The sequence below is a fragment of the Streptomyces sp. A1136 genome, assembly GCF_004795055.1.
Taxonomy (GTDB): domain Bacteria; phylum Actinomycetota; class Actinomycetes; order Streptomycetales; family Streptomycetaceae; genus Streptomyces.
Map to the genome: position 1 here is coordinate 193,549 of NZ_SSBJ01000002.1, position 25,511 is coordinate 219,059.

General features: G+C 73.1%; 25 protein-coding genes and 7 tRNA genes. 12 read left to right on the forward strand and 20 right to left on the reverse strand.

Going from position 1 to position 25,511, the window contains the following annotated elements; translation table 11 throughout:
* The first annotated feature begins 141 nt into the window (after positions 1-141).
* Entirely contained in the window at positions 142-867 is a 726-nt protein-coding gene (locus E6R62_RS02790) for a 3'-5' exonuclease (RefSeq protein WP_136210984.1), read from the forward strand.
* An 81-nt stretch (positions 868-948) separates the two neighbouring features.
* Here the strand turns inward: E6R62_RS02790 and E6R62_RS02795 are convergent.
* The 4 genes from E6R62_RS02795 to E6R62_RS02810 all read right to left on the reverse strand — a co-directional run bounded on the left by E6R62_RS02795 (position 949) and on the right by E6R62_RS02810 (position 2,379).
* A tRNA-Val gene (locus E6R62_RS02795) sits at positions 949-1,020 on the reverse strand.
* A gap of 38 nt (positions 1,021-1,058) precedes the next feature.
* Complete coding sequence (locus tag E6R62_RS02800; protein ID WP_136210986.1) at positions 1,059-1,535, reverse strand: SRPBCC family protein; 477 nt, start codon at positions 1,533-1,535, stop codon at positions 1,059-1,061.
* A 270-nt stretch (positions 1,536-1,805) separates the two neighbouring features.
* Positions 1,806-1,877, reverse strand: a tRNA-Val gene (locus E6R62_RS02805).
* Between the two features lie 64 nt (positions 1,878-1,941).
* Positions 1,942-2,379 (reverse strand): TIGR02611 family protein, encoded by a 438-nt coding sequence (locus tag E6R62_RS02810; protein WP_136210988.1) that lies wholly within the window; start codon positions 2,377-2,379, stop codon positions 1,942-1,944.
* A gap of 188 nt (positions 2,380-2,567) precedes the next feature.
* On the opposite strand from E6R62_RS02810, the gene E6R62_RS02815 reads away from it, so the two are divergent.
* Both E6R62_RS02815 and E6R62_RS02820 read left to right on the forward strand, forming a co-directional pair.
* Positions 2,568-2,981, forward strand: coding sequence for an SsgA family sporulation/cell division regulator (locus E6R62_RS02815; protein WP_030011909.1), 414 nt, complete (start codon positions 2,568-2,570; stop codon positions 2,979-2,981).
* A 251-nt stretch (positions 2,982-3,232) separates the two neighbouring features.
* Complete coding sequence (locus E6R62_RS02820; protein ID WP_136210990.1) at positions 3,233-3,853, forward strand: CGNR zinc finger domain-containing protein; 621 nt, start codon at positions 3,233-3,235, stop codon at positions 3,851-3,853.
* A gap of 250 nt (positions 3,854-4,103) precedes the next feature.
* Here E6R62_RS02820 and E6R62_RS02825 read toward each other — a convergent pair whose 3' ends face one another.
* The gene (locus tag E6R62_RS02825; protein ID WP_136210992.1) at positions 4,104-4,544 is read right to left on the reverse strand and encodes a hypothetical protein; all 441 of its coding nucleotides are present in this window, start codon (positions 4,542-4,544) and stop codon (positions 4,104-4,106) included.
* A gap of 186 nt (positions 4,545-4,730) precedes the next feature.
* On the opposite strand from E6R62_RS02825, the gene E6R62_RS02830 reads away from it, so the two are divergent.
* Positions 4,731-5,276: a DsbA family protein gene (locus E6R62_RS02830; protein WP_136210994.1), complete on the forward strand. Its 546-nt coding sequence runs from the start codon at positions 4,731-4,733 to the stop codon at positions 5,274-5,276.
* 5 nt (positions 5,277-5,281) lie between these two features.
* On the opposite strand, the gene E6R62_RS02835 is transcribed toward E6R62_RS02830, so the two are convergent.
* The 3 genes from E6R62_RS02835 to E6R62_RS02845 all read right to left on the reverse strand — a co-directional run bounded on the left by E6R62_RS02835 (position 5,282) and on the right by E6R62_RS02845 (position 8,079).
* Complete coding sequence (locus E6R62_RS02835) at positions 5,282-6,106, reverse strand: N-acetyltransferase (protein WP_136210996.1); 825 nt, start codon at positions 6,104-6,106, stop codon at positions 5,282-5,284.
* Between the two features lie 69 nt (positions 6,107-6,175).
* Complete coding sequence (locus E6R62_RS02840) at positions 6,176-6,997, reverse strand: aminotransferase class IV (protein WP_136210998.1); 822 nt, start codon at positions 6,995-6,997, stop codon at positions 6,176-6,178.
* Positions 6,994-8,079, reverse strand: a complete 1,086-nt coding sequence (locus E6R62_RS02845) for a chorismate-binding protein (RefSeq protein WP_168713944.1) — start codon at positions 8,077-8,079, stop codon at positions 6,994-6,996. Before E6R62_RS02845 ends, E6R62_RS02840 begins: the two co-directional genes overlap by 4 nt.
* 179 nt (positions 8,080-8,258) lie before the next feature.
* On the opposite strand from E6R62_RS02845, the gene E6R62_RS02850 reads away from it, so the two are divergent.
* The 5 genes from E6R62_RS02850 (at position 8,259) to E6R62_RS02870 (ending at position 8,724) form a co-directional block, all read left to right on the forward strand.
* Positions 8,259-8,331 (forward strand) — tRNA-Gly (locus tag E6R62_RS02850).
* Positions 8,332-8,369: 38 nt separating this feature from the next.
* Positions 8,370-8,443, forward strand: a tRNA-Cys gene (locus E6R62_RS02855).
* 1 nt (position 8,444) lies between these two features.
* A tRNA-Val gene (locus E6R62_RS02860) sits at positions 8,445-8,516 on the forward strand.
* Positions 8,517-8,536: 20 nt separating this feature from the next.
* Positions 8,537-8,608 (forward strand) — tRNA-Val (locus E6R62_RS02865).
* A 41-nt stretch (positions 8,609-8,649) separates the two neighbouring features.
* Positions 8,650-8,724, forward strand: a tRNA-Val gene (locus E6R62_RS02870).
* A gap of 252 nt (positions 8,725-8,976) precedes the next feature.
* On the opposite strand, the gene E6R62_RS02875 is transcribed toward E6R62_RS02870, so the two are convergent.
* Complete coding sequence (locus E6R62_RS02875; RefSeq protein WP_136211001.1) at positions 8,977-9,162, reverse strand: hypothetical protein; 186 nt, start codon at positions 9,160-9,162, stop codon at positions 8,977-8,979.
* 546 nt (positions 9,163-9,708) lie between these two features.
* On the opposite strand from E6R62_RS02875, the gene E6R62_RS02880 reads away from it, so the two are divergent.
* A complete protein-coding gene (locus tag E6R62_RS02880; RefSeq protein ID WP_206308627.1) occupies positions 9,709-10,905 on the forward strand; it encodes a serine/threonine-protein kinase in 1,197 nt (398 codons plus the stop codon).
* 37 nt (positions 10,906-10,942) lie between these two features.
* On the opposite strand, the gene E6R62_RS02885 is transcribed toward E6R62_RS02880, so the two are convergent.
* The 8 genes from E6R62_RS02885 to E6R62_RS02920 all read right to left on the reverse strand — a co-directional run bounded on the left by E6R62_RS02885 (position 10,943) and on the right by E6R62_RS02920 (position 21,630).
* Positions 10,943-11,764: an RNA methyltransferase gene (locus tag E6R62_RS02885; protein ID WP_136211005.1), complete on the reverse strand. Its 822-nt coding sequence runs from the start codon at positions 11,762-11,764 to the stop codon at positions 10,943-10,945.
* Between the two features lie 63 nt (positions 11,765-11,827).
* On the reverse strand, positions 11,828-13,045 hold the full coding sequence (gene cobA / locus E6R62_RS02890; protein ID WP_136211008.1) for a uroporphyrinogen-III C-methyltransferase: 1,218 nt from the start codon (positions 13,043-13,045) through the stop codon (positions 11,828-11,830).
* Positions 13,046-13,218: 173 nt separating this feature from the next.
* A complete protein-coding gene (gene cobT / locus E6R62_RS02895; protein WP_136211010.1) occupies positions 13,219-16,455 on the reverse strand; it encodes a nicotinate-nucleotide--dimethylbenzimidazole phosphoribosyltransferase in 3,237 nt (1,078 codons plus the stop codon).
* Positions 16,456-16,683: 228 nt separating this feature from the next.
* Positions 16,684-17,916, reverse strand: coding sequence for a precorrin-6y C5,15-methyltransferase (decarboxylating) subunit CbiE (cbiE, locus tag E6R62_RS02900; protein WP_136211012.1), 1,233 nt, complete (start codon positions 17,914-17,916; stop codon positions 16,684-16,686).
* Positions 17,917-17,995: 79 nt separating this feature from the next.
* A complete protein-coding gene (locus E6R62_RS02905) occupies positions 17,996-18,676 on the reverse strand; it encodes a GNAT family N-acetyltransferase (RefSeq protein WP_136211014.1) in 681 nt (226 codons plus the stop codon).
* 217 nt (positions 18,677-18,893) lie between these two features.
* The gene (locus tag E6R62_RS02910) at positions 18,894-19,757 is read right to left on the reverse strand and encodes a MetQ/NlpA family ABC transporter substrate-binding protein (RefSeq protein ID WP_136211016.1); all 864 of its coding nucleotides are present in this window, start codon (positions 19,755-19,757) and stop codon (positions 18,894-18,896) included.
* A gap of 122 nt (positions 19,758-19,879) precedes the next feature.
* On the reverse strand, positions 19,880-20,548 hold the full coding sequence (locus E6R62_RS02915) for a methionine ABC transporter permease (RefSeq protein ID WP_136211018.1): 669 nt from the start codon (positions 20,546-20,548) through the stop codon (positions 19,880-19,882).
* Entirely contained in the window at positions 20,545-21,630 is a 1,086-nt protein-coding gene (locus E6R62_RS02920) for a methionine ABC transporter ATP-binding protein (RefSeq protein ID WP_136211165.1), read from the reverse strand. Before E6R62_RS02920 ends, E6R62_RS02915 begins: the two co-directional genes overlap by 4 nt.
* Positions 21,631-22,095: 465 nt before the next feature.
* Between E6R62_RS02920 and E6R62_RS02925 the strand changes: the two genes are divergently transcribed.
* Both E6R62_RS02925 and E6R62_RS02930 read left to right on the forward strand, forming a co-directional pair.
* A complete protein-coding gene (locus E6R62_RS02925) occupies positions 22,096-22,464 on the forward strand; it encodes a hypothetical protein (protein WP_136211020.1) in 369 nt (122 codons plus the stop codon).
* 1 nt (position 22,465) lies between these two features.
* The gene (locus tag E6R62_RS02930; protein WP_240801449.1) at positions 22,466-22,900 is read left to right on the forward strand and encodes a hypothetical protein; all 435 of its coding nucleotides are present in this window, start codon (positions 22,466-22,468) and stop codon (positions 22,898-22,900) included.
* Positions 22,901-22,951: 51 nt separating this feature from the next.
* Here E6R62_RS02930 and E6R62_RS02935 read toward each other — a convergent pair whose 3' ends face one another.
* The 3 genes from E6R62_RS02935 to E6R62_RS02945 all read right to left on the reverse strand — a co-directional run bounded on the left by E6R62_RS02935 (position 22,952) and on the right by E6R62_RS02945 (position 25,351).
* The gene (locus tag E6R62_RS02935; protein WP_136211022.1) at positions 22,952-23,458 is read right to left on the reverse strand and encodes a GNAT family N-acetyltransferase; all 507 of its coding nucleotides are present in this window, start codon (positions 23,456-23,458) and stop codon (positions 22,952-22,954) included.
* Between the two features lie 37 nt (positions 23,459-23,495).
* Positions 23,496-24,044 (reverse strand): sigma-70 family RNA polymerase sigma factor, encoded by a 549-nt coding sequence (locus tag E6R62_RS02940; protein ID WP_206308635.1) that lies wholly within the window; start codon positions 24,042-24,044, stop codon positions 23,496-23,498.
* A gap of 134 nt (positions 24,045-24,178) precedes the next feature.
* Entirely contained in the window at positions 24,179-25,351 is a 1,173-nt protein-coding gene (locus E6R62_RS02945) for a glycerophosphodiester phosphodiesterase (protein WP_240801439.1), read from the reverse strand.
* Positions 25,352-25,511 lie beyond the last annotated feature (160 nt).

Here is a 25,511-nt window from a genome sequence, read left to right on the forward strand (position 1 = left end):
CGGTCACCCAAGGAGGTTGTCTCCGCAGCGGACCGGGGCCAAACGGCGTACGGGGCAAACAGCCCGGGTATCACCGATTCGGGCAAGGGGTGGCGAGTTCCCGTCGCGCCCCATCTGCCGATCGGGGACGAGGAGTTCGCCATGACACGCTGGTACGAGGGACCGCTGGCCGCATTCGACACGGAGACGACCGGGGTGGACGTCGAGCAGGACCGGATCGTGTCCGCCGCGCTCGTCGTGCAGGAGTGTGCGGGCGGCCGGGTCCGCACCACGCGCTGGCTGGTCAATCCGGGCATCCCGGTGCCCCGGGGCGCCACGGAAGTGCACGGCCTGACCGACGAACACCTCCAGCGCAACGGCCGTTGGCCGGCGCCGGTGGTGGAGGAGATAGCCCGCTCGCTCGGCGAGCAGCAACTGGCAGGCCGGCCGGTGGTGGTGATGAACGCGCCGTTCGACCTGACGCTGCTGGACCGGGAGTTGCGCAGGCACCGGGCGTCGTCGCTGGCGCGGTACCTGGACGACCGGCCGCTGACGGTGCTGGACCCGCGGGTGTTGGACAAGCACCTGGACCGCTACCGCAAGGGGCGCCGGACGTTGGGCGACCTGTGCGCGCACTACGGGATAGAGCTGGAGGGCGCGCACGACGCGGCGGCCGACGCGTTGGCCTCGCTGGAGCTCGTCCGGGCGCTCGGACGCCGCTTCGCGGGCCGGCTGGAGCGGCTGACGCCCGCCGAACTGCACGCGCTGCAGGCGGTGTGGCACGCGGCGCAGGCGCGGGGGCTACAGGCCTGGTTCGCCCGTCAGGGCACCCCGGAACCGGTGGACCCGCACTGGCCGCTGCGGCCGGAGCTCCCGGCCGCGGCGTAGGCGCGCTCCGGAACACCACGGGCACGGCATCCGGAAAAAGCGGAAGGCCGGTCCGTCTTGCGACGGACCGGCCTGTCCCGGTGGGCGATACTGGGATCGAACCAGTGACCCCTTCGGTGTGAACGAAGTGCTCTCCCGCTGAGCTAATCGCCCGGAACGGGTTGAACAATACAAGAGCCCCGGGGTTCTGTTCAAACCGCTGCCGGCCGGGCCGCCAGCCACGCCGCGAGAGCACGCTGCCCGGCGCGCATCATGAGGGTGTGGTTGAGCCGGAACAGGGGCCGCCCGGGCACCGCGAGGCGGCGCATCAGCGGCCGGCGCACCTCGACCTCCTGTTCGTAGACGGCGCGCGTGCCGGTCCCCCGCGTGCGCACGGTCCATCGCGCCCACCCCTCGACGTCCCCGCTCAGCGCGACCTCCAGCACGCCGCCGGCGGGGTCGCGGAGCAGCTCGGTGACGGTGACGCGCAGCTCGTAGGGCAGCGCGGAGCGGATGACGGCGGTGGCCGCGTCGCCGGCGGCGGATTCGAGGCGGCGGACCTGGGGCCACCAGCGCGGGTAGTCCTCGACCCGCTCCAGGGCGCGGTAGACGAGGGCGGGCGGGGCGTCGAGGTCCCACACGCTGCGGAAGCGGAAGCGGCTCCACCCGTGTCGGGGGCTGTGATCCATGCTCCCAGCCTGCCCCGACTCCCGCACGACCATCCCCGTAGGCCGGGCGACCACGACGGTCCGGAGGTCCCCTCGACGGCCTCCCTACGGCTTCGCGACGGCCCGTCCGGGCCCCGCGGAAGCCCCGCGGCGCGCTCCCCGGCCCGTCGGACCGGCCGTCCCGCGCGAGGGCGTCGCAGGCCCCGTACAGCCCTCCCGGGCGGCGAGGCGCGGGCTCGGACACGCCGAAGGCCCGGAGACTCGTTTCGAGTCTCCGGGCCTTGGGTCCGGTGGGCGATACTGGGTTCGAACCAGTGACCCCTTCGGTGTGAACGAAGTGCTCTCCCACTGAGCTAATCGCCCGGACGCACCGCAAACATTACCGCATGTCAGCGGTGCTCTACGCCATCAGGGCGGATCGGGCCGATCACTGGTCCTTGATGTTCCACGGCAGCATGAGGCCGTACTTCCACAGGTAGAAGCCGATCAACACGGCCGCCACGGCGAGGCCCACGCCGGTCAGGATCAGGTTGCGCCGGCGCACCCTGGGGTCCATCGCCTTGTGCGCCGCCTCGGACACCTTCCGCTTCGTCCAGCGCAGCACCACCTGCGCCCAGGCGAACTCGGTCCCCCAGATCACCAGGCCGGCGAAGATCGCGACCCATCCCGGGCCCGGCAGGACGAGCATCGCGATGCCGGCGGCGATGACGGCCAGGCCGACGATGAACACGCCGACCTGCCAGGTCAGGTGCAGGCTGCGGTTGGCCTTCACGAAGGCCGGCGCCTTCGAGACGTGCGGCTGGTCCGCCGAATCCGTTCCGTTCGGCGCCGACTCGTGCGCCCCGTGGTCACTCCCCGTATTCATGGGTCGAATCTACCGGAGTCGGATCACGGGCCGGAAGCACACGTGATCGGTCGTTTGGATCCGCCGTCCGAGGGACCCAGAGGTCCGCAAAACGGTCAGAGGGGTTTACAACGCCACCGTAGGTGGCATGTCGATTTCGCCGACGTGCGAATCCCCGAGCGCACACTGAGCGAAAGGCCCTGGCGCTTATGAACACCACGGTCAGCTGCGAGCTGCACCTGCGCCTCGTTGTGTCGAGCGAGTCCTCACTGCCTGTTCCCGCGGGCCTGCGGTATGACACGGCCGATCCCTACGCCGTGCACGCCACCTTCCACACCGGCGCCGAGGAGACGGTCGAATGGGTATTCGCCCGCGACCTCCTCGCGGAGGGTCTCCACCGACCCACCGGCACCGGCGACGTCCGCGTCTGGCCGTCCCGCAGCCACGGTCAGGGAGTCGTCTGCATCGCCCTGAGCTCTCCGGAAGGAGAAGCACTGCTGGAAGCACCCGCCCGAGCACTTGAGTCCTTCCTCAAGCGGACGGACGCCGCGGTCCCACCGGGGACCGAACACCGGCACTTCGACCTCGACAAGGAGCTCTCCCACATCCTGGCCGAAAGCTGACCCAGGACGCGGGCGGCCCTCCCGGCCGCGGCCGGGACCACCCGACACCGTCCGACTCGGGGCGACGGTGCGGGATGGACAACCACATGCGGCAGTGCCGGCGCTGTTCTCGCGGAAGCCAACCGCGGGGGCGGCGCCGCCGTGCTTTCCGGGGACGGTCGCACCTCCCGGCAGCGGCCGGGGACGACTAGAGTCGGCCCCCCACGCGGCTCAGACCGATCGCCGCAGGCCCGGCCCCCAGGGAGACCCCCGTGCAGATCCCCCACGACACCCGTCGCGCGCTCGACGTCGTCGTCGCGCTGGTGAACACCGCGGCCGAGCCCGGCAGCCCCGACGGACTGTCCGACGTGGGCGCGCTGCGGGGCTTCGTCCAGGAGTACGCGATCAGCGACGTGGGCGAACTCGGCGCCCGTGACCTCGCCGGGGTGCGCACCGTGCGCGAGAAGTTCGCACAGACCTTCGCCGCCCCGAACCCCCGGGCCGCCGCCACGCTGATCAACGAACTGGTGGCCACGGCCGGCACCACGCCGCGACTGACCGACCACGACGGCTACGACTGGCATGTGCACTACTTCGCGCCGGGCGCCTCCGTGGGCGACCACCTGGCGGCCGACGGCGGCATGGCGCTGGCCTTCATCGTGGTCTCGGGCGAGCAGGAGCGGCTGCGCCGCTGCGAGGCCCCGGACTGCCGACGGGCCTTCGTCGACCTCTCCCGCAACCGTTCGCGTCGCTACTGCGACAGCCGGACCTGCGGAAACCGGCTGCACGTGGCCGCGTACCGGGCGCGCCGCAAGGAGGCGGACGCGCACGGCTCAGAGCAGGAAGAGGTCGTGTACGGCGGCGAGCAGCAGCAGGGTTCCGATCACCGCTAGGAAGATCATCAGGGGCGGCTGGGACAGCGCGAAGAGACAACCGCGGGCTTCTTCGGCGGGAACGCGAGCCGAGGGCTCACCAGGTGATGTGTCCGGCATGTCGGGCCGATGATCGCCCAGCGCGCTCGGAATCGCCCCTCAACACGCCAGGACTCGGCGGGAGTTCGCCCTTTCCCGTGACGGGTCGAAGGGGGCGGGGCGACGGGGCCGGGGCGGCGGGGGCCGGTCCCCTCCCGGTCGGAGGCCGCGCTCAGATGCCGTGCTTCTTGAGGATCGCCTCGATGTCGGAGAAGTCGTCCGCCGGAGCCGCGGCCCGCTCCGGCGTCGGCCGGGAGCCGGCGGCGAGGGAGGGCGCGGAGGCGTCGGGCGCGACGGCGTCCCGGGCCCGGCGGCCCCGCGACGCCCGGGGCTCCGTGGGCTTCCCGGTCCGGCCGACCGCCCGGCGCTCGACGGTCCGGGTGAGCAGGAACAGCGCCCAGGCGAGGCCCAGCAGACCGAAGCCGAGCCAGACGGAGGGCTTGAACACCATCCCCGACACCCACTCCACGACGCCGGTCAGTACCAGTGCGACCGGCACAAGCGAGTACGCGGCGATGCGCGTCGCGGCGAGGAAACGCCTGCGGTACGCGGTCAGCGCGGCGATGCCCAGGCCCGCCGCGGACACCGCGGAACAAATGGTCTCGGCGAGCATGCGGTCCTCCAGGAGCCGACGGATCGGGTGGGGGCGGCGCTCCGCCCCCGTCCATCGTGCACCGGCCACCGGCACGGGGGCCACGGCCGGGGCGGCGCCGGGGCGGATCTCCGGGACATCTCGGGGTCGGCCGTCCTCCCCAGGTCCCGGTCGGTGCGACCGGGGGCCGGCTGGGAGACTGTGCGCATGACCGATTCGCACTCCCCCGACTCCGTTCCCGCGTCCACGCCCGCCGCCCCCGCCGCCCCCGTCGTGCTGGAGGTCTGGTGCGAGCTCCAGTGCCCGGACTGTCACAGCGCCCTGGACGACGTACGCGCCCTGCGGGCCCGCTACGGCGACCGGCTGGACATCGTGCTGCGGCACTTCCCGCTGGAGAAGCACAAGCACGCCTTCGCCGCGGCCCAGGCCGCCGAGGAGGCCGCGGAGCAGGGCCAGGGCTGGCCGTACGCGGAGGCCGTCTTGGCCCGCACCGCCGAGCTGGCCACGCGCGGGGAAGCGGTACTGCTCGATGTGGCGCGTGAACTCGGCCTGGACGTCGAGGAGATCGACACCGCCCTGGTCGACGGCCGGCACATCCTGATCGTCGACGCCGACCAGGCCGAGGGCAAGGCGATCGGCGTGACCGGCACCCCGACGTATGTGATCGGCGGCGAGCGCCTCGACGGCGGCAAGAGCCAGGAGGGCCTGCGCGCCCGCGTCGAGGAGATCGCCGACCGGCTGTTGGCGGGCTGAGCCCGCTACAGCAGGTCCTTGGCGTGGTTCAGGGCCGTGGGTCGGTAGCCGAGGGACTCGTACAGGCGCAGCGCCGGTGTGTTGGTGGTGAAGACCTGGAGGGCGACCGTCCCGTGGCCCGCCCGGAGTGCCTCGCGTTCCGCGAGCAGCATCAGCGCTCGCCCGTGACCCCGGCCGCGGTGCCCCTCGGCGACCTCCACCTCGAAGACGTAGGCGCTCTCGCCCTGCGCGGCGAGCCACAGGTGGCCCACGGGGGCGCCGGCCGCCTCCAGGACTGCGAGGGTGACTCCCTCGGTGTCCCGGCCGTCCGGGAAGCGGGCCGCGTGGTCGGCCACCGCCCGGGCGTGCGCGTCGCGCTCCGGCATACCGCGCGCGGCCAGTTCCGCGGCGTAACCGGCCGGCGCCGCGGCGGCCCAGGCCGCGTACTCCGCGTCCGTCATGGGCCTGGCCGTGACGCCTTCGGGCAGGGCGGGCGGCTCGGCCGGGAGCGCTTTGGCCAGGTAGCGGCTGTACTCGGTGTAACCCAGGGTCTCGGCCAGCCGTAGGCCGCCCGCGGACCCGGCGGGGACCGACACCCGCACCCGCCGGCAGTCCCAGCCGCGCAGCACCTCCTCGGCGGCGAGCGCGGCGACGGTGGCGCGACCCCGGCGGCGGTCCGGCGGGTCGATGACCAGGTCGGAGATCTCCCCGACCCGGGGCCCGAACGCGGTCCCGGCGCTGATCACCAACTCCCCGACGCGCCTGCTGTTGACGCGCACCTCGTACGGGCGCGACCGCGCGCCGCCGTCGTCCTGCCGGAGCGGCCCGCTCGGCCGCAGTGTGGTGGTCATCGTCGAGTTCTACCCTCCGGACGGCCGCCGCGACAGGGCGTGCGGGCGCGAGAGGCCCCGTATCCGGGTCTACGGGTCGAGGTCGGAGCCCGCGCGCTCGTCGAAGATCCGCATCGCCTTGGCCGTCACGGGCCCCGGGGCGGTCGTCACGAGGCGCCCGTCGACGCTGTGGACCGCCTGGACGTCGCGCAGGGTGGAGGTGAGGAAGACCTCGTCCGCGCGGTCCAGCACGTCGAAGGGCAGGTCGGTCTCCTTGGCGCCGGTCCACTCCACCACGAGGGCGCGGGTGATGCCCGCGAGGCAGCCGGAGGCCAGGGGCGGGGTGTGCAGCTCCCCGTCGAGGACGACGAACACGTTCGATCCGGTGCCCTCGCAGAGCTGCCCGACCGTGTTGGCGAAGAGCGACTCGGAGGCTCCGGCCGCGTTCGCGCGGGCCAGCGCGACGACGTTCTCGGCGTACGAGGTGGTCTTGAGACCGGTCAGCGGCGAGCGCTCGTTGCGGACCCACGGCACGGTGATCACCGCGGTGGTGTCCGGGCGCCGCGTGGTCTCGCCGACGGCGACGACCAGGGTGGGGCCGGTCTTGCCGCGCTCGGAGCCCAGCGGGGACTCGCCGCCGGTGTAGGTGATGCGCAGCCGGCCGAGCGGCATCGGGTTGGCCTCCAGTACGGCCGCGCAGGCCCGGCGCACCTCGTCGTGGTCGGGGTCGGGCAGCCCGAGCCCGCGCGCCGAGCGCGTCAGCCGGTCCAGGTGACGGGTGAGCGCGAACACGCTCCCGTCCTTCGCCTTCAACGTCTCGAAGAGGCCGTCGCCCACGGTCAGCCCGTGGTCCAGTACGGACACCTTCGCCGCGTCCGCGTCCCGCAGCTCCCCGTTGAGCCAGATCCTCACCGTACGGTCCCTTCGCTCAGCCCGTGCGCATCGTGCGCACCGTGCGGCTCGTGCGTTTCCGACGCTACCGCGAGGAGCCGGGCCGCCTTCAGTTCGGTCTCGGCCCACTCCCGGTCCGGGTCGGAACCCCAGGTGATCCCGGCCCCGGTGCCGAAGAGGAGGCGGGCGCCGGCGGGCACCTCGCGGTCGATCCAGAAGGTGCGGATGCCGACGGCCAGCTCGGCGGTGCCCCGGTCGGCGTCGACCCATCCCACCGCGCCGCAGTAGGGGCCGCGCGGGGCGGTCTCCAGGGCCTCGATGATCCGCAGCGCCGAGGATTTCGGGGCGCCCGTGACCGAGCCGGGCGGGAAGGTCGCCTCCAGCAGCTCCGGCCAGCCGGTGTCCTCGGCCAGCTCGCCGCTGACGGTGGAGACGAGGTGGACCAGGCCCGGGTGCTCCTCGACGGCGCACAGTTCGGGGACGGCGACCGAGCCCGGTGAGCAGACGCGGCCGAGGTCGTTGCGCACGAGGTCCACGATCATCACGTTCTCCGCGTGGTCCTTGGGCAGCAGGTCGGCGACGGTGCGGCCGGTTCCCTTGATGGGCCCCGACTCCACGTGACGGCCGCTGCGGCGCAGGAACAGTTCGGGGGAGGCGGTGGCGATCTCCACGCCGTGGGCCGGCAGCCGAATCGTTCCTGCGTAGGGCGCGGGGTTGCCGCGCGCGAGCAGGGCGGTCAGGGCGTCGACGTCCGCCCGGGCCGGATCGGGCAGCGGGGCGGACAGCACGCGGCAGAGGTTGGCCTGGTAGACCTCCCCGCGCGCGATGTGCTCGCGGACACGGCGTACGCCGGCCACATAGGCGTCCCGGTCGAGCGAGGAGGTCCACTGGTCGGCGGCGGGTCCGCGCCAGGCGCCGGGGACGGGTCCGGGGACGGGGTCGGGGCGTATGTCCCCGAAGCGCGCGCACACCACACGCCCCTCGAAGTCCACGACCACCGCCCAGAAGCCGGTGGAGTCGAGGGCGGAGGGATCGCTGGTGACGTCGCGGAGATCGGTCGCGAGGCGGCCGCCGAAGCGGGCCAGGGGAGGCAGGTCGTGCACGGCTGCGAGTCTATGACCGGTGGCGCGATGGCGCCGGAGAGGTGACGGCGGGGTGACCGGCGGTGATCGAGCGGCAGCACGCTGCGGAAACGCGTTTTTGAGCTGGCCCGGGAATCCGCTAGAGTTCAACACGTCGCCAGGGAGCGAAGGGGAACACCCCGGAGTGAACACGGTGACCTGCGGACGTAGCTCAGTTGGTAGAGCACCACCTTGCCAAGGTGGATGTCGCGAGTTCGAGTCTCGTCGTCCGCTCGAAGTGGGGGGTCTTCCCGAGAGCCCCCGCAGCTCCGGGTGGAGTGGCCGAGAGGCGAGGCAACGGCCTGCAAAGCCGTCTACACGGGTTCAAATCCCGTCTCCACCTCCAAGGACGATTAGCTCAGCGGGAGAGCGCTTCCCTGACACGGAAGAGGTCACTGGTTCAATCCCAGTATCGTCCACTGGTCCGCGAGGACCACCCGCGCGATTAGCTCAGCGGGAGAGCGCTTCCCTGACACGGAAGAGGTCACTGGTTCAATCCCAGTATCGCGCACGCATCACCTGCTCCACCTGCGGCTTTCGAGCCGTGATCCCGCGCGATTAGCTCAGCGGGAGAGCGCTTCCCTGACACGGAAGAGGTCACTGGTTCAATCCCAGTATCGCGCACCACCGGAAAGCCCCGGCCGTTCCCACGGTCGGGGCTTTCGCGTTCCGTCCGCCGCCGCGCCCAGGAGGGTCGGCCGGGGGGTGGGAGAGGTCCGACGGGCGGAAGCGCGCGTGAAAAAGGGTGCTGCCCGTCCGACTCCCCAGTCGTACGGGCAGCACCCTTCACCTGCCGTCCGTCGTCGCGCCCCCGTCCCCACGGGGTGCGACAAAGGCGATGTCCCGGCCCGGGCCGCTCTCCCGGACCTGGAGCGCCGCTCAGCGCCCCATCATCGCGCCCACGGACGACGCCTGCGCCGCCACCTGCTCGAAGCCCCCGAAGAGGAAGAGCAGGAGGACGGCCAGGGGGAGCACCATGGCGGCGGCCACCAACGGGTGGCGCGTACCGGACTCATGGCTGTGGAACGCGAATGCCTTGCGCCCTTGCCGTGCGGAGCCCGCCATGGTCCTCTCCCTGTCGTCTGGCAGCGGCGGGCTCGTGACCTCGGGGGACGAGTGTGCCGCCCGCCGCTTGTCCTCAACACTAGGCGGGCGCAAGGACCCTGGCCTCATGCCCTCGTACCCATTGCCGGGCCTCCGAGAGGATGAGGGAACGCCCTCGCGCCTACTCCCCTGGGTGGAGATCACTCCCCCGGTGTGAGGGTCTCCCCGGAAGGGATGACCGGAGGGTAGTGACTTCCCTCACTTCCGTCACTCCCCGCACACGCGTGTCTTCCCACGAGCCGTCCGCGCCCGGCGCGGCGGGCGGCGGGCCGGGCGCCGGCGCACAACCCGCCGCCTGGACCGGCGAAGGGGCCAATCTCCTTGGGGTGAGGGCCGTTTGGAGGTATCCGGCGCCCGGGGTGGGACGGCCGCCGAACCAGCTGAGCCACCCTCAAGTGGCGTGCTCCGCACTGAGAATCGATTGTCCCGGCGAGGGCGCGGCCTCTGAGCGCTCGTGCCGGATGGTCCGTAAGCTGTGGCACGTCAACAGGACGACCGGGCAGCGGGGTGGACATGGCGATGATGCGGCTCCGGCGCGAGGACCCGCGTGTCGTCGGCTCCTTCAGGCTGCACCGGCGGCTGGGGGCGGGCGGCATGGGTGTCGTCTACCTGGGGTCCGACCGGCGCGGGCAGCGGGTCGCGTTGAAGGTGATCCGCCCGGACCTGGCGGAGGACCAGGAGTTCCGCTCCCGCTTCGCCCGTGAGGTGTCCGCCGCGCGGCGCATCCGAGGGGGTTGCACGGCGCGGCTGGTCGCCGCCGACCTGGAGGCCGAGCGGCCGTGGTTCGCGACCCAGTACGTGCCCGGCCCCTCCCTGCACGACAAGGTGGCCGAGGAGGGCCCCCTGACGGCGGCGCAGATCGCCGCGATCGGCGCCGCGCTGTCGGAGGGCCTGGTGGCCGTCCACGAGGCGGGCGTCGTCCACCGCGACCTCAAACCCTCGAACATCCTGCTGTCGCCCAAGGGCCCGCGCATCATCGACTTCGGGATCGCCTGGGCCACCGGGGCGAGCACCCTCACCCATGTCGGCACGGCGGTCGGCTCCCCCGGGTTCCTCGCGCCGGAACAGGTGCGCGGCGCCGTCGTGACCCCCGCGACCGACGTGTTCGCCCTCGGCGCCACCCTCGCCTACGCCGCGACCGCCGACTCGCCCTTCGGGCACGGCAGTTCCGAGGTCATGCTGTACCGCGTGGTGCACGAGGAGCCCCATCTCCAGGGTGTTCCGGACGCCCTCGCGCCCCTCGTCCGGGCCTGCCTGGCCAAGGACCCCGAGGACCGGCCGAGCACGCTCCAGTTGTCGATGCGGCTCAAGGAGATCGCGGCCCGTGAGGCGCAGGGGCTGGGCGAGCTGCGGCCGCCGGCGCAGCGCGCCCGAACCGAGCGGCCCACGGGCCGGCTGACCGAGCAGTACCCGGACCAGCGCACGGAGCGACGTACCGGAGGAGGTGCGGGAGGCGGCGCGGCAGGCGGTGGCGCCACCCCGCGGCCGCACGGCTCCTCCGGCGGCCCGCACTCGCGCCCCTCGTCGCCCCGCGACCCCGGCTCCACCGCCGGACGCGGCGGTGGCCGCCCGGCGCCGCGCACGACGGGGACGGGCCGCCGCCCCGCGGGGCCCGACCCCAAGCTGATGCGGCAGCGGCTGATCGTGTTCGTCGTGGTGACGCTGATCGTCGCGCTGGGCATCGCCGCCGCGCAGAAGCTCTAGGCCCGGTCGGCTCCGGTCCCGTCCCGGACGCCCCGGGTCAGGCCGACGGGGGGCGGGTGGCGTAGAAGGCGACCGCCGAGGCGGCGGCCACGTTGAGGGAGTCGATGCCCTCCGCCATGGGGATGCGTACCCATTCGTCGGCGGCGCGCAGGGCGTATGTCGACAGGCCGTGCCCCTCGGAGCCGAGCATGATCGCCGAGCGTTCGAAGCGCTCCGACGGGACCTGGTCCAGGGGGGTCGCCTTCGGGCTCGGGGTCATGGCGAGGATGCGGTAGCCGGCCTCGCGGACCTTCTCCAGGTCGGCAGGCCACTGGTCGAGGCGCGCGTAGGGGACGGAGAAGACCGAGCCCATCGAGACCTTGATGGCGCGCCGGTAGAGGGGGTCCGCGCAGTCCGGGGAGAGGAGTATCGCGCTGATGCCGAGCGCCGCCGCGCTGCGGAAGGCGGCTCCCAGGTTGGCGTGGTCCACGAAGCCCTCGAAGACTGCGATCCGACGTCCCGAGGACTCGTCGGCCAGCAGGTCGCCGGGCACCGGAAGGGGCTTGCGCTGCATCGACGCCAGCGCGCCGCGGTGCACGTGGTAGCCGGTGACCCGTTCGGCGAGCTCGGGGGTGACGGCGTAGACCGGGGCCGGGAGTTCGTCGATGACGTCGCGCATGACGTCGACCCACTTGGCGGAGAGCAGCATCGAGCGCATCTCGTAGCCGGCGTCCTTGGCGCGTCTGATGACCTTCTCGCCCTCGGCGATGAAGAGCCCTTCGGCCGGCTCGCGCCTGCGCCGCAGTTCGACGTCGGTCAGGCCCGTGTAGTCGCGCAGGCGCGGGTCGTCGGGGTCTTCGACGGTGATGAGATCAGCCACAGGGTGATACTGCCTTGTCCTGGGTGTGGTGCCAACGGCCCGGTGCGGCGCCGGCGAAGGTCTTCAGGCCGTCGGTGCGTTGACCGTGACGACCGGGCCGATGACGATGACGGCCGGCGGGCGGACCTCCCGCGCGCGCACGGTCTCGCCGACCGTGGCCAAGGTGGCGTCCACGCGGCGCTGGGTGGCCGTGGTGCCCTCCTGGACGACGGCGACCGGGGTGTCCGCGGGACGGCCGTGGCGGACCAGGGCCTCGGCGATCAGGCCGATCTTGTCGACGCCCATCAGGATCACGAGGGTGCCGGTCAGCTTGGCGAGGGAGGCCCAGTCCACGAGGGACCGCGGGTCGTCGGGACCGACGTGCCCGCTGACCACGGTGAACTCGTGCGCGACGCCGCGGTGGGTGACGGGGATGCCGGCGGCGCCGGGCACCGAGATGGAGCTGGAGATGCCCGGGACGACGGTGCAGGGGATGCCGGCCTCCGCGAGGGCCTGGAGTTCCTCCATGCCGCGGCCGAAGACGTACGGGTCGCCGCCCTTGAGCCGGACCACGGCCTTGCCGGCCTTGGCGTGCTCGATCAGGGCGTTGTTGATGGCCTCCTGGGCCATGAAACGGCCGTACGGGATCTTCGCCGCGTCGATGACCTCGACGTGCGGCGGGAGTTCGTCGAGGAGGTCGCGCGGGCCGAGCCGGTCGGCGATGACGACGTCCGCCTCGGCGAGCAGGCGCCGGCCGCGCACGGTGATCAGGTCGGGGTCGCCGGGGCCGCCGCCGACCAGGGCCACGCCGGGGGTGTGGCCGCGCCGGCGGGCGGAGACGAGGGAGCCGTCCCGCAGTCCCTCCACCACGGCGTCGCGGACGGCGGCGGAGCGGCGGGGGTCGTTGCCGGTCAGTACGGCGACGGTGACGCCGTCGACGCGGCCGGTGGCCGGGGTCCACGCGGTGGCGGCGGAGGCGTCGTCGGCGCGTACGCACCAGACCCGCTCGCGCTCGGCCTCGGCGGAGGCGCGGTCGTTCGCCTCGCGGTTCTGGGTGGCGATCAGCGCGTACCACGCCCCGGCCAGGTCGCCGTCCTGGTATCGGCGGCGTTCCCAGCGGATCTCCCCGGTCTCGGCCATGGCGTCCACGGACGGGGTGGCCGAGGGCGAGACGAGCAGGACGTCGGCCCCGGCCGCGACCAGCGCGGGCAGGCGGCGCTGGGCGACCTGGCCGCCGCCGATGACGACGACGCGGCGGCCGGAGAGGCGCAGACCGACGGGGTACGCGGGGTGTTCGGCCATGGCGGTGCGGCTCCTGATACGGCGTGTGTCTGCGGCCGCTGCTGCGCTGGAGCGGCTTGTCCGGTGTGACGTGCGGTTTCGGGTGTGCGGGTCCACGATACGACCCGGTGCTGCCACCGCCGCGCGGGCAGGCGGGCTCCTGCCCGCGCCTGCCCGCGCGCGGCGGCTCGCGGCTACTTCTCCGTGACTCCGGCGGAGTCGAAGGTGGCGACCTCGTGCATGGCGCGGGCCGCGCTCTGCACCAGCGGGAGGGCCAGCAGGGCGCCCGTGCCCTCGCCGAGACGGAGGTCCAGGTCGACCAGGGGGCGCAGGCCGAGCTTGTTCAGGGCCGCGACGTGGCCGGGCTCGGCGCTGCGGTGGCCCGCGACGCACGCCGACAGGGACTCGGGGGCGATGGCCCGGGCGACGAGGGCCGCCGCGCCCGCGCTGACGCCGTCGAGGATCACCGGGGTGCGCAGCGAGGCGCCGCCCAGGAGGAGACCCACGATCGCCGCGTGCTCCAGGCCGCCGATGGCGGCGAGGACGCCGATCGGGTCCGCCGGGTCCGGCTGGTGGAGTTCCAGGGCGCGGCGGACGACCTCGACCTTGCGGGCGTGCGTCTCGTCGTTGATGCCCGTGCCGCGACCGGTGACCTCGGCCGGGTCCACGCCGGTGAACACGGAGATCAGCGCGGCCGAGACCGTGGTGTTCGCGATGCCCATCTCGCCCGTCAGCAGGGCCTTGTTGCCCGCCGCGACCAGGTCGCGGGCGGTCTCGATGCCCACCTCGATGGCCTGGATCGCTTCCTCGCGGGTCATCGCCGGGCCGGTCGAGAGGTCGGCCGTGCCGGGGCGGACCTTGCGGGGAAGGAGTCCCGGCGTGGCCGGGAGGTCTCCGGCGACGCCCACGTCGATCACGCAGACCTCGGCGCCCACCTGGTTGGCGAACGCGTTGCAGACCGCTCCGCCGCCCAGGAAGTTGGCCACCATCTGGGTGGTGACCTCCTGGGGCCAGGGGGTGACGCCCTGGGCGTGCACCCCGTGGTCACCGGCGAAGATCGCGACGGCGGCGGGCTCGGGGATCGGCGGCGGGCAGACCCGGGACAGGCCCGCGAGCTGGGCGGAGATGATCTCCAGCATGCCGAGCGCGCCGGCCGGCTTGGTCATGCGCTTCTGCCGCTCCCAGGCCTCGCCGAGCGCCTTCGCGTCCAGCGGACGGATGCCGGCTACGGTCTCGGAGAGCAGGTCGTGCGGCTCCTCGCCGGGCAGCGCGCGGCGCCCGTACGTCTCCTCGTGGACGACCCAGGCGAGCGGTCGGCGCCGCGACCAGCCGGCCTGCGCCAGCTCGGGCTCCTCCGGGAACTCGTCGACGTAGCCGACGCACAGGTACGCGACGACTTCGAGGTGTTCGGGCAGGCCGAGCTCGCGGACCATCTCGCGCTCGTCGAAGAAGCTGACCCAGCCGACGCCGATGCCCTCGGCGCGCGCGGCGAGCCAGAGGTTCTCGACGGCGAGCGCCGAGGAGTACGGGGCCATCTGCGGCTGGGTGTGCCGGCCGAGGGTGTGGCGGCCGCCGCGCGTGGGGTCGGCGGTGACGACGATGTTGACCGGGGTGTCGAGGATGGCCTCGATCTTGAGTTCCTTGAACTGCTTCGCCCGGCCCTTGGGCAGCGACTTGGCGTAGGCCTCGCGCTGGCGCTGGGCGAGTTCGTGCATGGTCCGGCGGGTCTCGGCCGAACGGATGACGACGAAGTCCCAGGGCTGGGAGTGACCGACGCTGGGCGCGGTGTGCGCGGCCTCCAGGACCCGCAGCAGGACATCGTGCGGGATCGGGTCGGGGCGGAAGCCCTTGCGGATGTCACGGCGCTCGCGCATGACGCGCTGGATCGCCTCGCGGTCGGCGTCGGCGTAGGCCGGGGCCGGTTCGCCGGGGGCGACGGCCGGTACGGGCGCTTCGGCGGCCTCGGTGGCCTCCGCGACCTCGGCCGGCTCCGGCGTCCCGGCGGGCGCGGGGACTTCCTCGGCGGGCGGGAGGGGCTCGGCGGGCGCCGCGACGGGGGCTTCCGGCCCCGGGACGGCGACGGGCTCGGCCGGCGCGGCGTCGGCGGCGAGCGGCTCCGGCTCGGCCGGGGCGGCCTCCTCCGCGGCGGTCTCGTCGGCGACGGGGGACTCGGGCGCCTCGGGCGCGGCCGCGGCCTCGACGGGCTGCGCCGGCGCCACGGCGGCGACCTGGGCGGGCTCCGGCTGCTGCTCCGGCTTCAGCTCCTGCTGGGGGGCGGCCTCGGGGAGGGCTTCGACCGGCGCGGGCTCCACGACCGCGACGGGCTCCGCCGGGGCGGGCTCGACCGGGGCGGCCACGGCCTCCGGCGCGGACTCGCGCTCCGGCGCGGGCTCGGGTGCGGTCGGGGCGGCGGCCTCCGGCTCGGCGGCGGCCTGCGGCTCGACAACGGCTTCCGCCGCTGCGGCGGGCTCCTCGACGGGCTCCGCGGTCGCCACGACCGACTCGGGAGCGGGCTCCGGGGCGGAGTCCCGGGCGGGCTGGGCGGGTTCCGGCTGCGCCTCGGTGACGGTCGCGGGCGCCGGGGCGGCGACCTCCGCCGGCGGCTGCGTGGGCCACGGCGTCCCGGCCTGCGGCGGGACCTCGGTGGGCTGCGGCGCGGCCGGGGCGGGCTCCTCCGGCTGCGGGACGTCCAGGTACTCCGGGCCCGTGGTGGGCGGACCGGGGTCGCGCACCGGGATCGGGGTCACCGGCGCGGGCGCCGCCACCGGGGCGGTGGCCGGGCCCCGGTCCGCCAGGGACCGTACGACTCCCCCGGCCTCGGGGACGGCCGGGCCCATGTGCAGCGGGCGGCGGGCGGCGGCCTGGGCCGGCGGCGCGGCGGCCGGTGGCGGGACCGTGAGACCACCGAGGTCGAGCGCCCCGGAGTCCCGGCCGCCCGTCTCGTGCGCGCCCGCGCTGTACTCGGTCTGGGCGGCGTCGGGGAAGCCGGGCTGCGCGGGGGCGGGGTAACCGGCCTCGGGGAAGCCGGGGTAGCCGCCGTCCGCCGCGTTCGCCACGGCGCCGTTCGCCGCGGCCGCGTTCTCCGCGGCGGCGTGGTCGACGTAGGCGGGCTCGACGTGGACCCCGCCGGTCTGTTCGGTGTAGAGCGGCTGCGGGTAGTCGGGGTACGACTGCGCCTGCTCGACGGGGAACGCGGGGGCCGGCGGGACGGGCTGCGGGTCGCTCCACGCGCCCTGCCCGCTCGGCATCAGCAGGAGTTCCTCGTCCTCCGCCTCGGCGGAGTCGTCCACCAGGTCCTGGAAGGCGTAGCCCGCCGGAGCCTGGGGCGGGACGGGGGGAAGGGGCGGGGCCTGAGCGGGGATGCCCTGCTGATCCACCATGCCCGTGTTGTCCGGGTGACCCTCGCCCGGGACCTGGCCGGTGTCAGTCATGCGTACCCCTCGCCCATCGGTGTTGCCTCTTCGATCGCCCGGTCGCCCACAGGGCCGCCACGCGGAGTTGCCGTGCGGGTTGTCGTGAGCCGCGTTCGCCTCGGGTGCGTCCGCACGACAACTACTGAGCATTGTCGCGCCCGTCAGCCGTCGTGTGGGCCAGAAATCAGCACGGTCCGTTGTGGACTGCGCCACGTCCCGCGTCCGCCGAGGCAGTACGACGATCGGTCAGCCTACCCCGGGGGCCGCGTCCGGTCCTGTCCGGGCGGTTCGGGGCCGCTCCGCCGCCAGCAGGAACACGACGGAACGGTCCTGTTCGTCCCAGGTCCGCGTGTCGAGTCCGACGGACTGGAGCAGGGCGCACTCGACGGCGTACCCGTGTTCGGTGAGCGCGCGGCCGATGGCCTCGGCCTCGTCGCGGGTGGAGGCGTGGCTGACGATGCGTTCGGGCCGGCGGTCGGCGACGGCCGACACCACCGCGGCCCCGCCGGCGCCCACCCGCACGACGTCGGGTTCGGGCAGGTCTTCGAGTACGAGGGGGGCGCGTCCGGCGACGACCTGGATCTGCACTCCGCGGGCGCGGGCGAGGGCGGTTACGCGTTCGCACGCCCCCGGGTCCGCGTCGACGGCGATGACTGCGGCGCCGAACGCGGCGGCGTCCACGGCGAGTGCGCCGGAACCGGAGCCGATGTCCCAGACGAGGTCGCCGGGGCGCGGGCCGAGTCGGGCGAGTTGGGCGGCGCGCAGGTGGGCCGCCTCGCCTTCGCCGGCTGCGACTCCGGGCCGGGCCCAGCCGCGTTCGGCGGGTCGGCCGGCGTTGCGGCCCAGCAGCCAGGCCGGTTCGGCGGTCGCGGGGACCTGGCCGCCGATGACGATGACGACGTTGGGGTCGCGCCAGCTGTGGTCGGCGGCCTTGTCGGAGGTGAGGACGGTGACCCGCTCCCGGGTGGTGCCCAGTTCCTCGCAGATGACGAAGGTCCGGTGCACCGGGCCGAGCAGCAGGGCGAGTTCGGCGGGCCCCGCGCCGGGCGCGGTGAGCACGGCGACCTTGGGGTGGGCACGGCAGACGTTGACGGCGCGGCGCAGGGTGCGCGGGTGCGCGACCACCACTTGGGCGTCGTCCCAGGGCATCCCGGCGCGGGCGAAGGCGGCGGCGACGGAGGAGACGGCGGGGACCACCTCGACTTCGAGGCCGTACTCGGGGGCGCGCAGGGTGCGGACGACCCCGAAGAAGCCGGGGTCGCCGTCGGCGAACACGACGGCGCTGCCGCGGTGGCCGGCGATCCGGCGGGCGGCGAGCCCTATGCTGCCGAGGCGGATGCGTTCGGCGGTGGGCGGTACCTCGGGCAGCGCGAGGTGGTGGGCGGCGCCGGCCACCAGGGTGGCGGCCGAGAGTGCGGACCGGGCGGGCGCGGTCAGCGCCGAGCCGTCCCAGCCGATCACCGTGACCCGGTCGGCCATCGTCGTCAGTCTCCTGTGGTGGGGGCAGGCGAAGCCTCGTCGGGCGGGGCGGGCACGGTGAGACTACCTGGTCATCGGGTCAGTTCCGGTCGGCGCCGACGCTGTGGCAGCCCACGTCCGCCCGCTCCCGGATCTCGTACTGCTCGCCCTGGCCGGGGTACTCGTCATAGCCGCCGGTGTCTTCGACGTCCTCGGGGACCAGCCCCCACACGATGAGGTCGCTGCGGGTCTCGGTCCAGCCGCCGTCCGCCGTCTGGGTGCGCACTATGCACGCGTTGCGCAGGACGCCCTCGCTGATGCAGCCGATCTTCTGGGCCACTTGGTGGGAGGCGGTGTTGTCGGCGGCGGTGCGCAGTTCGAGGCGCTCGAAGCGGCGGTCGTCGAAGAGCCACTGGGCGACGGCGAGGACCGACTCGCCGGCGTAGCCCTCGCCGCGGGCCCAGGGGGCGGTGAGGTAGCCGACCTCGGTGGCGCGGGTGCGCCAGTCGGTGTTGCGCAGGTGCACGGCGCCGACGAGACGATGGGTGAGGAACTCGGTGACGGCGAGGACGATGCCCCGCCCCTCGGTGCGTTCGGCGTGCGAGCGCCGGGTGGCCCAGTCGTGGGCGTCGGCGCGGGTGTAGGGGTGGGGGGCGGAGGTCCAGGCGATGACCTGCTCGTCGTTCATCATCTCGGTCAGAGCGGTGACGTCCTCTTCCTCGAACGGGCGCAGCACCAGCCGGTCCGTGCTGATCGTGACGTCCGGGAAGGTGGTAGTCATGCGCAGCTCCATGCCTGAGACCGTGGTGCGACCGTGGTGCGGGGGGACCGTTCGTGCGGGTCGTAGGCCACAGCATGCAGCATCGCGGTGGTGATGTGCAGGGCCGGGCTGCCCGGATGCGGGCAGGCGCGGGCCCCGCTCGCCCGACCGGGCGCGCGGGGCCGAAAACCCCGGCGGGTGCGGAGGCGTGCGCCCCCGCATCCGCCGGGCGACAGGCCTAGGCCTTGGGGGCGCCGAAGGCGGGGGTGACGGAGCCCTGGTACTTGTCCTCGATGAACTTCTTGACCTCGTCGGAGTTCAGCAGCTTGGCGAGCTTCTGGACGCGCGGGTCGTTCTGGTTGCCGTCCTTGACCGCGAGGAAGTTGGCGTAGGGGTTGCCGTCGGCCTTCTCCAGGATCAGGGCGTCCTTGGCGGGCGCGAGCTTGGCTTCCAGGGCGTAGTTGCCGTTGATGACGGCGGCGTCGACGTCGTTCAGGGCGCGGGGGACCGTGGCGGCCTCCAGCTCCTTGAACTCCAGGCCCTTCTTGTCCGTGATGTCGGACAGCTTGGCGCCGGTGCCGACACCCTCCTTGAGGGTGATCAGGTTGTTGGCGGCGAGCAGCTGGAGCGCACGGCCCTCGTTGGTGGTGTCGTTGGGGACGGCGATCGTCTGGCCGGCCTTGATGTCACCGACGGCCTTGACCTTCTTGGAGTAGAGGCCCAGCGGCTCCAGGTGCACGTTCACGACGGGCACGATGTGGGTGCCGTTCTTCTTGTTGAAGTCGTCGAGGTACGGCTTGTGCTGGAAGTAGTTGCCGTCGACCTGGCCCTGCTCGGTGGCGGTGTTGGGCAGGACGTAGTCCGTGAACTCCTTCACCTCCAGCTTGAGGCCTTCCTTCGCCGCCAGCTTGTCCTTGACGAAGTTCAGGATGTCGGCGTGGGGGCTCGGGGAGGCCGCGATGACGAGCGGCTTGCTCTCGTCGGCCTTGCCGCCGTCGGCCTTGGCGGAGGACGGGTCCGAGGAGCTGCCGCAGGCGGTGAGGCCGAGGGCGAGCGCGGCGGAGACGGCGGCGAAGGCGGTGAGCTTGATGTTCTTACGCACGAAGAGTGCCTTTCATTGCGGTGCAAGTACGCGGGTCTCGCGCGGGTCTTGCGGGTGGTGGCCCAAGCACGACAAGTGCGGGCTTTCCGGGGGGGCGGGGAAGTCTTGCCGGCCGTCGCCGGTCAGGCGGTGCGGCCGCGGCGGGAGAGGACGCGTACGACGCCGTCGCCGATCAGCTGGATGACGGTGACGAGGGCGATCAGGACGACGACCGTGGCGACCATGAATCCGGTCTCGAAGCGCTGGAAGCCGTACGTGATGGCCTTGGAGCCGAGCCCTTCGCCGCCGACCGCGCCCGCCATGGCCGAGTAGCCGACCAGGGTGATGACGGTGGTGGTGACGCCGGCGATGAGGGAGGGCAGCGCCTGCGGCAGCAGGACCTTGCCGACCAGGGTCGGGACGCCGCCGCCCATGGACTCGACGGCTTCGACGAGGCCGGGGTCCACCTCTCGGACGGCCGTCTCGACGAGCCGCGCGAAGAAGGGGACGGCGCCGATGGCGAGCGGGACGATCATGGCGGTGGGGCCGATGAAGGTGCCGACGACGGCGGTGGTGACGGGGATCAGGGCGATCAGCAGGATGATGAACGGCAGCGAGCGGCCGATGTTCACGATCACGCCGAGCACCTTGTTGAGCGGCTGGTTCTGGAGCAGTCCGCCCCGGTCGGTGAGGACGAGGAGGATGCCGATGGGCAGTCCGCCCGCGACGGTGACCAGCGTCGACCACAGCACCATGTAGAGGGTGTCGTAGGTGCCCTGGGTGAGCAGGGGCTGCATTTCGGACCAGGTCACTTGGCACCGTCCTTGACGAGCTCGGCGAGCTCCGCGTCGGCGATCACGTCTTCGTCCACGCCCTGCTCGGCGGACGGGTCGTCCTCGACCACGTCGACCTGGAGGCCCTGCTCGCGCAGGAAGCCGACCGGGACCACGTTGTCCTCGTAGCGACCGGGCAGTTCGATGCGCATCCGGCCGATCTGTTTGCCGGCGACGGTATCCATGGCGGCGCCCAGGATGGAGATGTCGATGTTGTAGGTCCGGGCGAGCTGGGAGATGACCGGCCGGGTCGCGGCGGCGCCTTGGAAGGTGACGTCGATGACCGTGCGGTCGGGGCCGGTGGCGGCGCCGCTGACGGGGAAGAGTTCACCGGCGAGTTCGGAACCGGGGGTGGCCAGCAGTTCGGAGACGGTGCCGGATTCGATGACCCGGCCGCCCTTCATCAGCGCGGCGGAGTCGCAGACGGCCTTGACCACGTCCATCTCGTGCGTGATGAGCAGCACCGTCAGACCGAGCCGGCGGTTGAGGTCGCGCAGCAGTTGCAGGATGGAGCGAGTGGTCTCGGGGTCCAGGGCGCTGGTGGCCTCGTCGGAGAGGAGCACCTTGGGGTCGCCGGCCAGGGCGCGGGCGATGCCGACGCGCTGCTTCTGACCGCCGGAGAGCTGGCCGGGGTAGGCCTTGGCCTTGTCGGAGAGTCCGACGAGGTCGAGGAGTTCGGCGGCCTTGCGGGAGCGTTCGCGGCCGGAGACGCCGAGGATCTCCAGGGGCAGCTCGATGTTGCCCTGGACGGTGCGCGAGGACAGCAGGTTGAAGTGCTGGAAGACCATGCCGATGCGGCCGCGGGCCTCGCGCAGCTCCTTGCCGGCGCGCCGGCCGCGGCCGGCGAGCGCGGTGAGGTCGACGCCGTCGACGGTCACGGTGCCGCTGGTGGGGCGCTCCAGCAGGTTCACGCAGCGGATGAGGGAGGACTTGCCGGCGCCGCTCTGGCCGATGACTCCGAAGACCTCGCCCTCCTTCACGTGGAGGTCGACGCCGTCCAGGGCGGTGACCTCGCGGCCACGGGATTGGTAGACCTTCGTGAGGCCCGATGTGGTGATCACAGGATTTCCGTCGCTGTCGAGTGCGCGGCGCAGCGGGGTGCCGGGCACGGGGCAAACATCTGGCACGCGATACGGGTCGTACCGTCACAAACGGGTGAGGCGGACGCGTGCGCGGGGCGGGAGCGTTTCCGGGTGTCACACGATGGTGTCCACGGGGCTCGGCCGGTCTCGCTTCGGGGCGCGAGACTGCGGGGAAGGGGCCCTCAGAAGGCGCACATTCGACACATACAACGAGCACCGGGCGTCATCGTCGCCTCGGTCGCAAGGGTGCGGCTGCTCGTCGTGGTCATGGGCCCAGTAAAGCAGACCCATCGGCTCAGCGTTCAACGCTGTCCGGATACCGGACGCAATCGGTTCGCATGCCGGACGGAATGTCGGAGGCGACGTCCGACGGTGCGGAGCATGCCCACGGGGCCCTCCGGGGGCGCGCGCAGCGGATCTTTCGCCCCGTAATACCCTCGCTGCATGCTCGACGCCCTGACGGTCGCCCTCGGCGCGGCCGCACTCGCCCTCGCCGCCTGGTGCGGTTTCGCCGCCCTGCGGAACCAGCCGACCAAGGACTGGCACTTCATCGGCATGGCCGTGGTGACCGTCCTGGTCCTCGCCCAGCTGGTGGTCGGCGTGGTCAAGCTGGCCTCGGGCGAGAAGCCGGAGCAGGGCACGGTGCTGTTCGTCGCCTACCTGCTCGGCGCCTTCGCGGCGGTCCCGGCGGCCGGGCTGCTCTCGCTCACCGAACGCACCAAGTGGGGTTCGGTGACGGTGGCCGCGGGCGCGGTCGTCCTCGCCGTCCTCGAAGTACGCCTCTACGACATCTGGGGAACCGCCGGTGCCTGATCTGCCCGACACCGATCGCGCCGCGGCCGACACCGCCGGGGCGCCCGTGGGACGCGAACGGCTGGTCTCCGGACCGGGGCTGCTGCTGGTGTGGCTGTACGGGGTGATCACGGTGGGCGCGGTGTCGCGTTCGGCCTACCAGATCTCCACCGAGTTCGACCGGGCCCCGCTGCCGTATTCGCTGTCGGCGGTGGCCGCGATCGTCTATGTGTTCATCACGTACTCGCTGGTGCGCGGCGGGGAGACGGCCCGCAAGGCGGCGCGGCTGTGCTGCGCCGCCGAGCTGACCGGTGTGCTCGTCGTCGGGACCTGGACCCTGGTGCGGCCCGAGGCGTTCCCCGACAGCACGGTGTGGTCGCAGTTCGGCATGGGCTACCTGTTCATCCCGGTGATCCTGCCGATCACCGGGATGCTCTGGCTGCGGGCGAAGCGCTGACGCGAAGACGCGTGCCCGCGGCCCCGGCTGACGCGGACTCGGCCGGGCGGGTCAGGCGCTGACCGCGAAGTCGGCCGCGTCCTTCGTCTCCTTCTCCAGGATGACGAGGTGGACCCCGTCGGACGCGGTCCGGTCGCCGACCCGGACGTAGCCCGCCTTGCGGTAGAGGCGCAGGTTCGACTCGCTCTTGTGACCGGTGTGCAGCCGGAACCGGCTGGTCCCGCCGTCACCCGCGAGCGCCTCCTCCACCGCGCGCAGCAACCGGGCGCCCAGCCCGTGGCCCTGGAGCCTGGGGTGGACGCACAGCTTGGCGATCTTGCCGGTGCCGTCCGCGTCGACGTTGCCCCGGACCGTGCCGACGACCTCGTCGCCGAGCCGGGCCACGAGCACGGTGTCCGTCGCGAGCTCCGCCTTGAGGGAGTCGAGGGTCTGGGTGAGCGGCTGGATGCGGTAGTTGCCGTAGAGCTCGGCCTCGCGCTGGAACGCCAGGTATTGGAGCTTGAAGATCTGCTCGACGTCCTCGGCGGCCGCCGCCGAAATGGTCACGCTCATACCCATGTGCGCATGCCTCCAGCTCACCTGGTAGCCCGTTGGTCTACCGCTCCATTCCCCGCGGGCGTGGAGCCGCAACCTCTGCAGCCAGCATTCTGCGCAGACATCCCAGGCAACGGGAACGCACGGGCCCCAAACTTCCTTGTGAGATACCCAACTCTCCTGCGATTTCACGGTATGTGAGGTCCCTCGGCGAAAGAAGTGCCCCTATGAGTTCGGGGCAGCGCCCGGGCAACCGGGCGACGGCCGATCGAAGGACCCTGCGCTGCTCCCCGTGCAGGAGCGCGTCCTCGGGGTCGGCGCCCGCACAGCCGGGCCGGGCGCCGTAGGGCACCTCGCGCCGGGCCCGGCGGCGGGCGCGGCGGGCCTCGGCGCGCACCGCCCGGCGCAGCCAGCGGGCCCGTTCGGCGGAGGCGCCGGCCGCGGCGCCGGCCGGACCGGGGGCGGCGGGCCCCCGTTCCAGCAGCCTGACCCAGACGGCCTGCTCCAGATCGGCGGCGTCCACCCCCGCGGCCGGCGCCTCCGCGGCGGCCTCCGCGGAGAGCAGCGGGCCCAGTTCGTCCAGGAGGTCGGTGTCCTTCATCACGTCCATGCCGGGCGGGACGCGGGACGGGTGTGCGGCGGTTTCCCCGCCGGACACAGCACACCCGTACGAGTAACTCGACTCGCTTGTTGACGGCGGCGACGGCCGGCGCCGCGGCGCCGACGGCCGCGACGCCGGGCGGTCTACGGGCGGGGAGGCCTGCCCGGCCGGAAGGCCTCGGCGGCGAGCAGCCCGGTGTCCGGGTTGTCGGTGAAGATGCCGTCGACGCCGAGCTCGAAGTACCGGCGGAAAGCACCGAAGGCGTCCCCGTAGGCGGTCGGATCGGCGCCCTTGCGGTACTCGGCCGGCAGGAAGGTGTTCTCGTTGCGCGCGGTGTAGGGGTGCAGGACCAGCCGCCGGGCGTGGGCATCGCGCACCAGGGTCGTCGGGGTGCCCAGCTTGCCGTCGGCGTCGCGCGGCACGATCAGGTCGAGGGTGGGGCCGATGCCCTGGGCGAAGCCGGCGATCCACTTCAGGCCCTCGGGCGTGACGAGGTCGGCGACGGTGCGGGGGTCCTTGGCCAGTTCGAAGTCCCAGGGGCGGGTGCCGGCCGCCGACAGCAACACCACGCGGGGCGCGGAGACCAGTCGGGAGAGCCGCCGGATGCTGGACGGCTCGAAGGACTGGAGGAACAGGGGCGCGTTCGCCCCGTCACGACCGTAGCGACGCAGCAGCCTCGCGAGGGGCTCCTCCAGGCCGAGGCCCAGCGCCCGGAAGTAACTGGGGTGCTTGGTTTCACAGTGCAGCCACACGCGCCTGCCCCGCGTGCGGCCCTCCTGGTCGGCCCAGCGCAGCACCTCCTCGAAGGTCGGCACGTCCCAGCGGCCGTCGTAGAGCGTGTTGCGCTGCCGCACGGCGGGGATACGTTCCTTCGCGCGCAGCGTCTTGAGCTCCGCGAGGGTGAAGTCCTCCGTGAACCAACCGGTGACGGACACCCCGTCGACGGACTTGGTGGTGCGCCGGGAGGCGAACGCGGGGTGGTCGGCGACGTCGGTGGTGCCGCCGATCTCGTTCTCGTGACGGCAGACCAGATGTCCGTCCTTGGTGGGGACGAGGTCCTGCTCGATGACGTCGGCGCCGAGGTCGAGAGCCAGTTGGTACGAGCCCAGGGTGTGCTCGGGCCGGTAGCCGCTGGAGCCGCGGTGACCGATGATCAGCGGCACGGGCAGGTCCCGGTAGCCGCCCTCGCGGTGGCCGTCCGGGACCGCCGCCGCGGCAGTGCCCTCCGCCAGTCCGGTGATGCCGGTCCCCGCCGCGAGCACCGCGGCCCCCAGGACCGTACGCCGTGCTGCCCCGCCCTGCGCCATGGGTGTCACTCCCTGTGTGTGAGGGCCGCACGCCCCGGGATCTCCAGGTCAGCGGCCGGATCGGCCCGCCGATGGTAGGCGCGGACGGGTGGCGCGGAGGGGGGCGCGGACGGAACATGGCGCGAACACGCGTCAACACTGCGTATCCGACACGTGAACCCGATGTGCG

Excerpts from the sequence above, each read along its gene's own strand:
- E6R62_RS02935 (WP_136211022.1), bottom strand. The coding sequence starts at position 23,458 with ATGGGTATGAGCGTGACCATTTCGGCGGCGGCCGCCGAGGACGTCGAG.
- E6R62_RS02810 (WP_136210988.1), bottom strand. The coding sequence starts at position 2,379 with ATGAATACGGGGAGTGACCACGGGGCGCACGAGTCGGCGCCGAACGGA.
- E6R62_RS02905 (WP_136211014.1), bottom strand. The coding sequence starts at position 18,676 with ATGACTACCACCTTCCCGGACGTCACGATCAGCACGGACCGGCTGGTG.
- cobA (WP_136211008.1), bottom strand. The coding sequence starts at position 13,045 with ATGGCCGAACACCCCGCGTACCCCGTCGGTCTGCGCCTCTCCGGCCGC.
- E6R62_RS02875 (WP_136211001.1), bottom strand. The coding sequence starts at position 9,162 with ATGGCGGGCTCCGCACGGCAAGGGCGCAAGGCATTCGCGTTCCACAGC.
- E6R62_RS02800 (WP_136210986.1), bottom strand. The coding sequence starts at position 1,535 with ATGGATCACAGCCCCCGACACGGGTGGAGCCGCTTCCGCTTCCGCAGC.
- cobT (WP_136211010.1), bottom strand. The coding sequence starts at position 16,455 with ATGACTGACACCGGCCAGGTCCCGGGCGAGGGTCACCCGGACAACACG.
- E6R62_RS02925 (WP_136211020.1), top strand. The coding sequence starts at position 22,096 with ATGCTCGACGCCCTGACGGTCGCCCTCGGCGCGGCCGCACTCGCCCTC.
- E6R62_RS02940 (WP_206308635.1), bottom strand. The coding sequence starts at position 24,044 with ATGGACGTGATGAAGGACACCGACCTCCTGGACGAACTGGGCCCGCTG.
- E6R62_RS02815 (WP_030011909.1), top strand. The coding sequence starts at position 2,568 with ATGAACACCACGGTCAGCTGCGAGCTGCACCTGCGCCTCGTTGTGTCG.
- cbiE (WP_136211012.1), bottom strand. The coding sequence starts at position 17,916 with ATGGCCGACCGGGTCACGGTGATCGGCTGGGACGGCTCGGCGCTGACC.
- E6R62_RS02835 (WP_136210996.1), bottom strand. The coding sequence starts at position 6,106 with ATGACCACCACACTGCGGCCGAGCGGGCCGCTCCGGCAGGACGACGGC.
- E6R62_RS02830 (WP_136210994.1), top strand. The coding sequence starts at position 4,731 with ATGACCGATTCGCACTCCCCCGACTCCGTTCCCGCGTCCACGCCCGCC.
- E6R62_RS02790 (WP_136210984.1), top strand. The coding sequence starts at position 142 with ATGACACGCTGGTACGAGGGACCGCTGGCCGCATTCGACACGGAGACG.
- E6R62_RS02825 (WP_136210992.1), bottom strand. The coding sequence starts at position 4,544 with ATGCTCGCCGAGACCATTTGTTCCGCGGTGTCCGCGGCGGGCCTGGGC.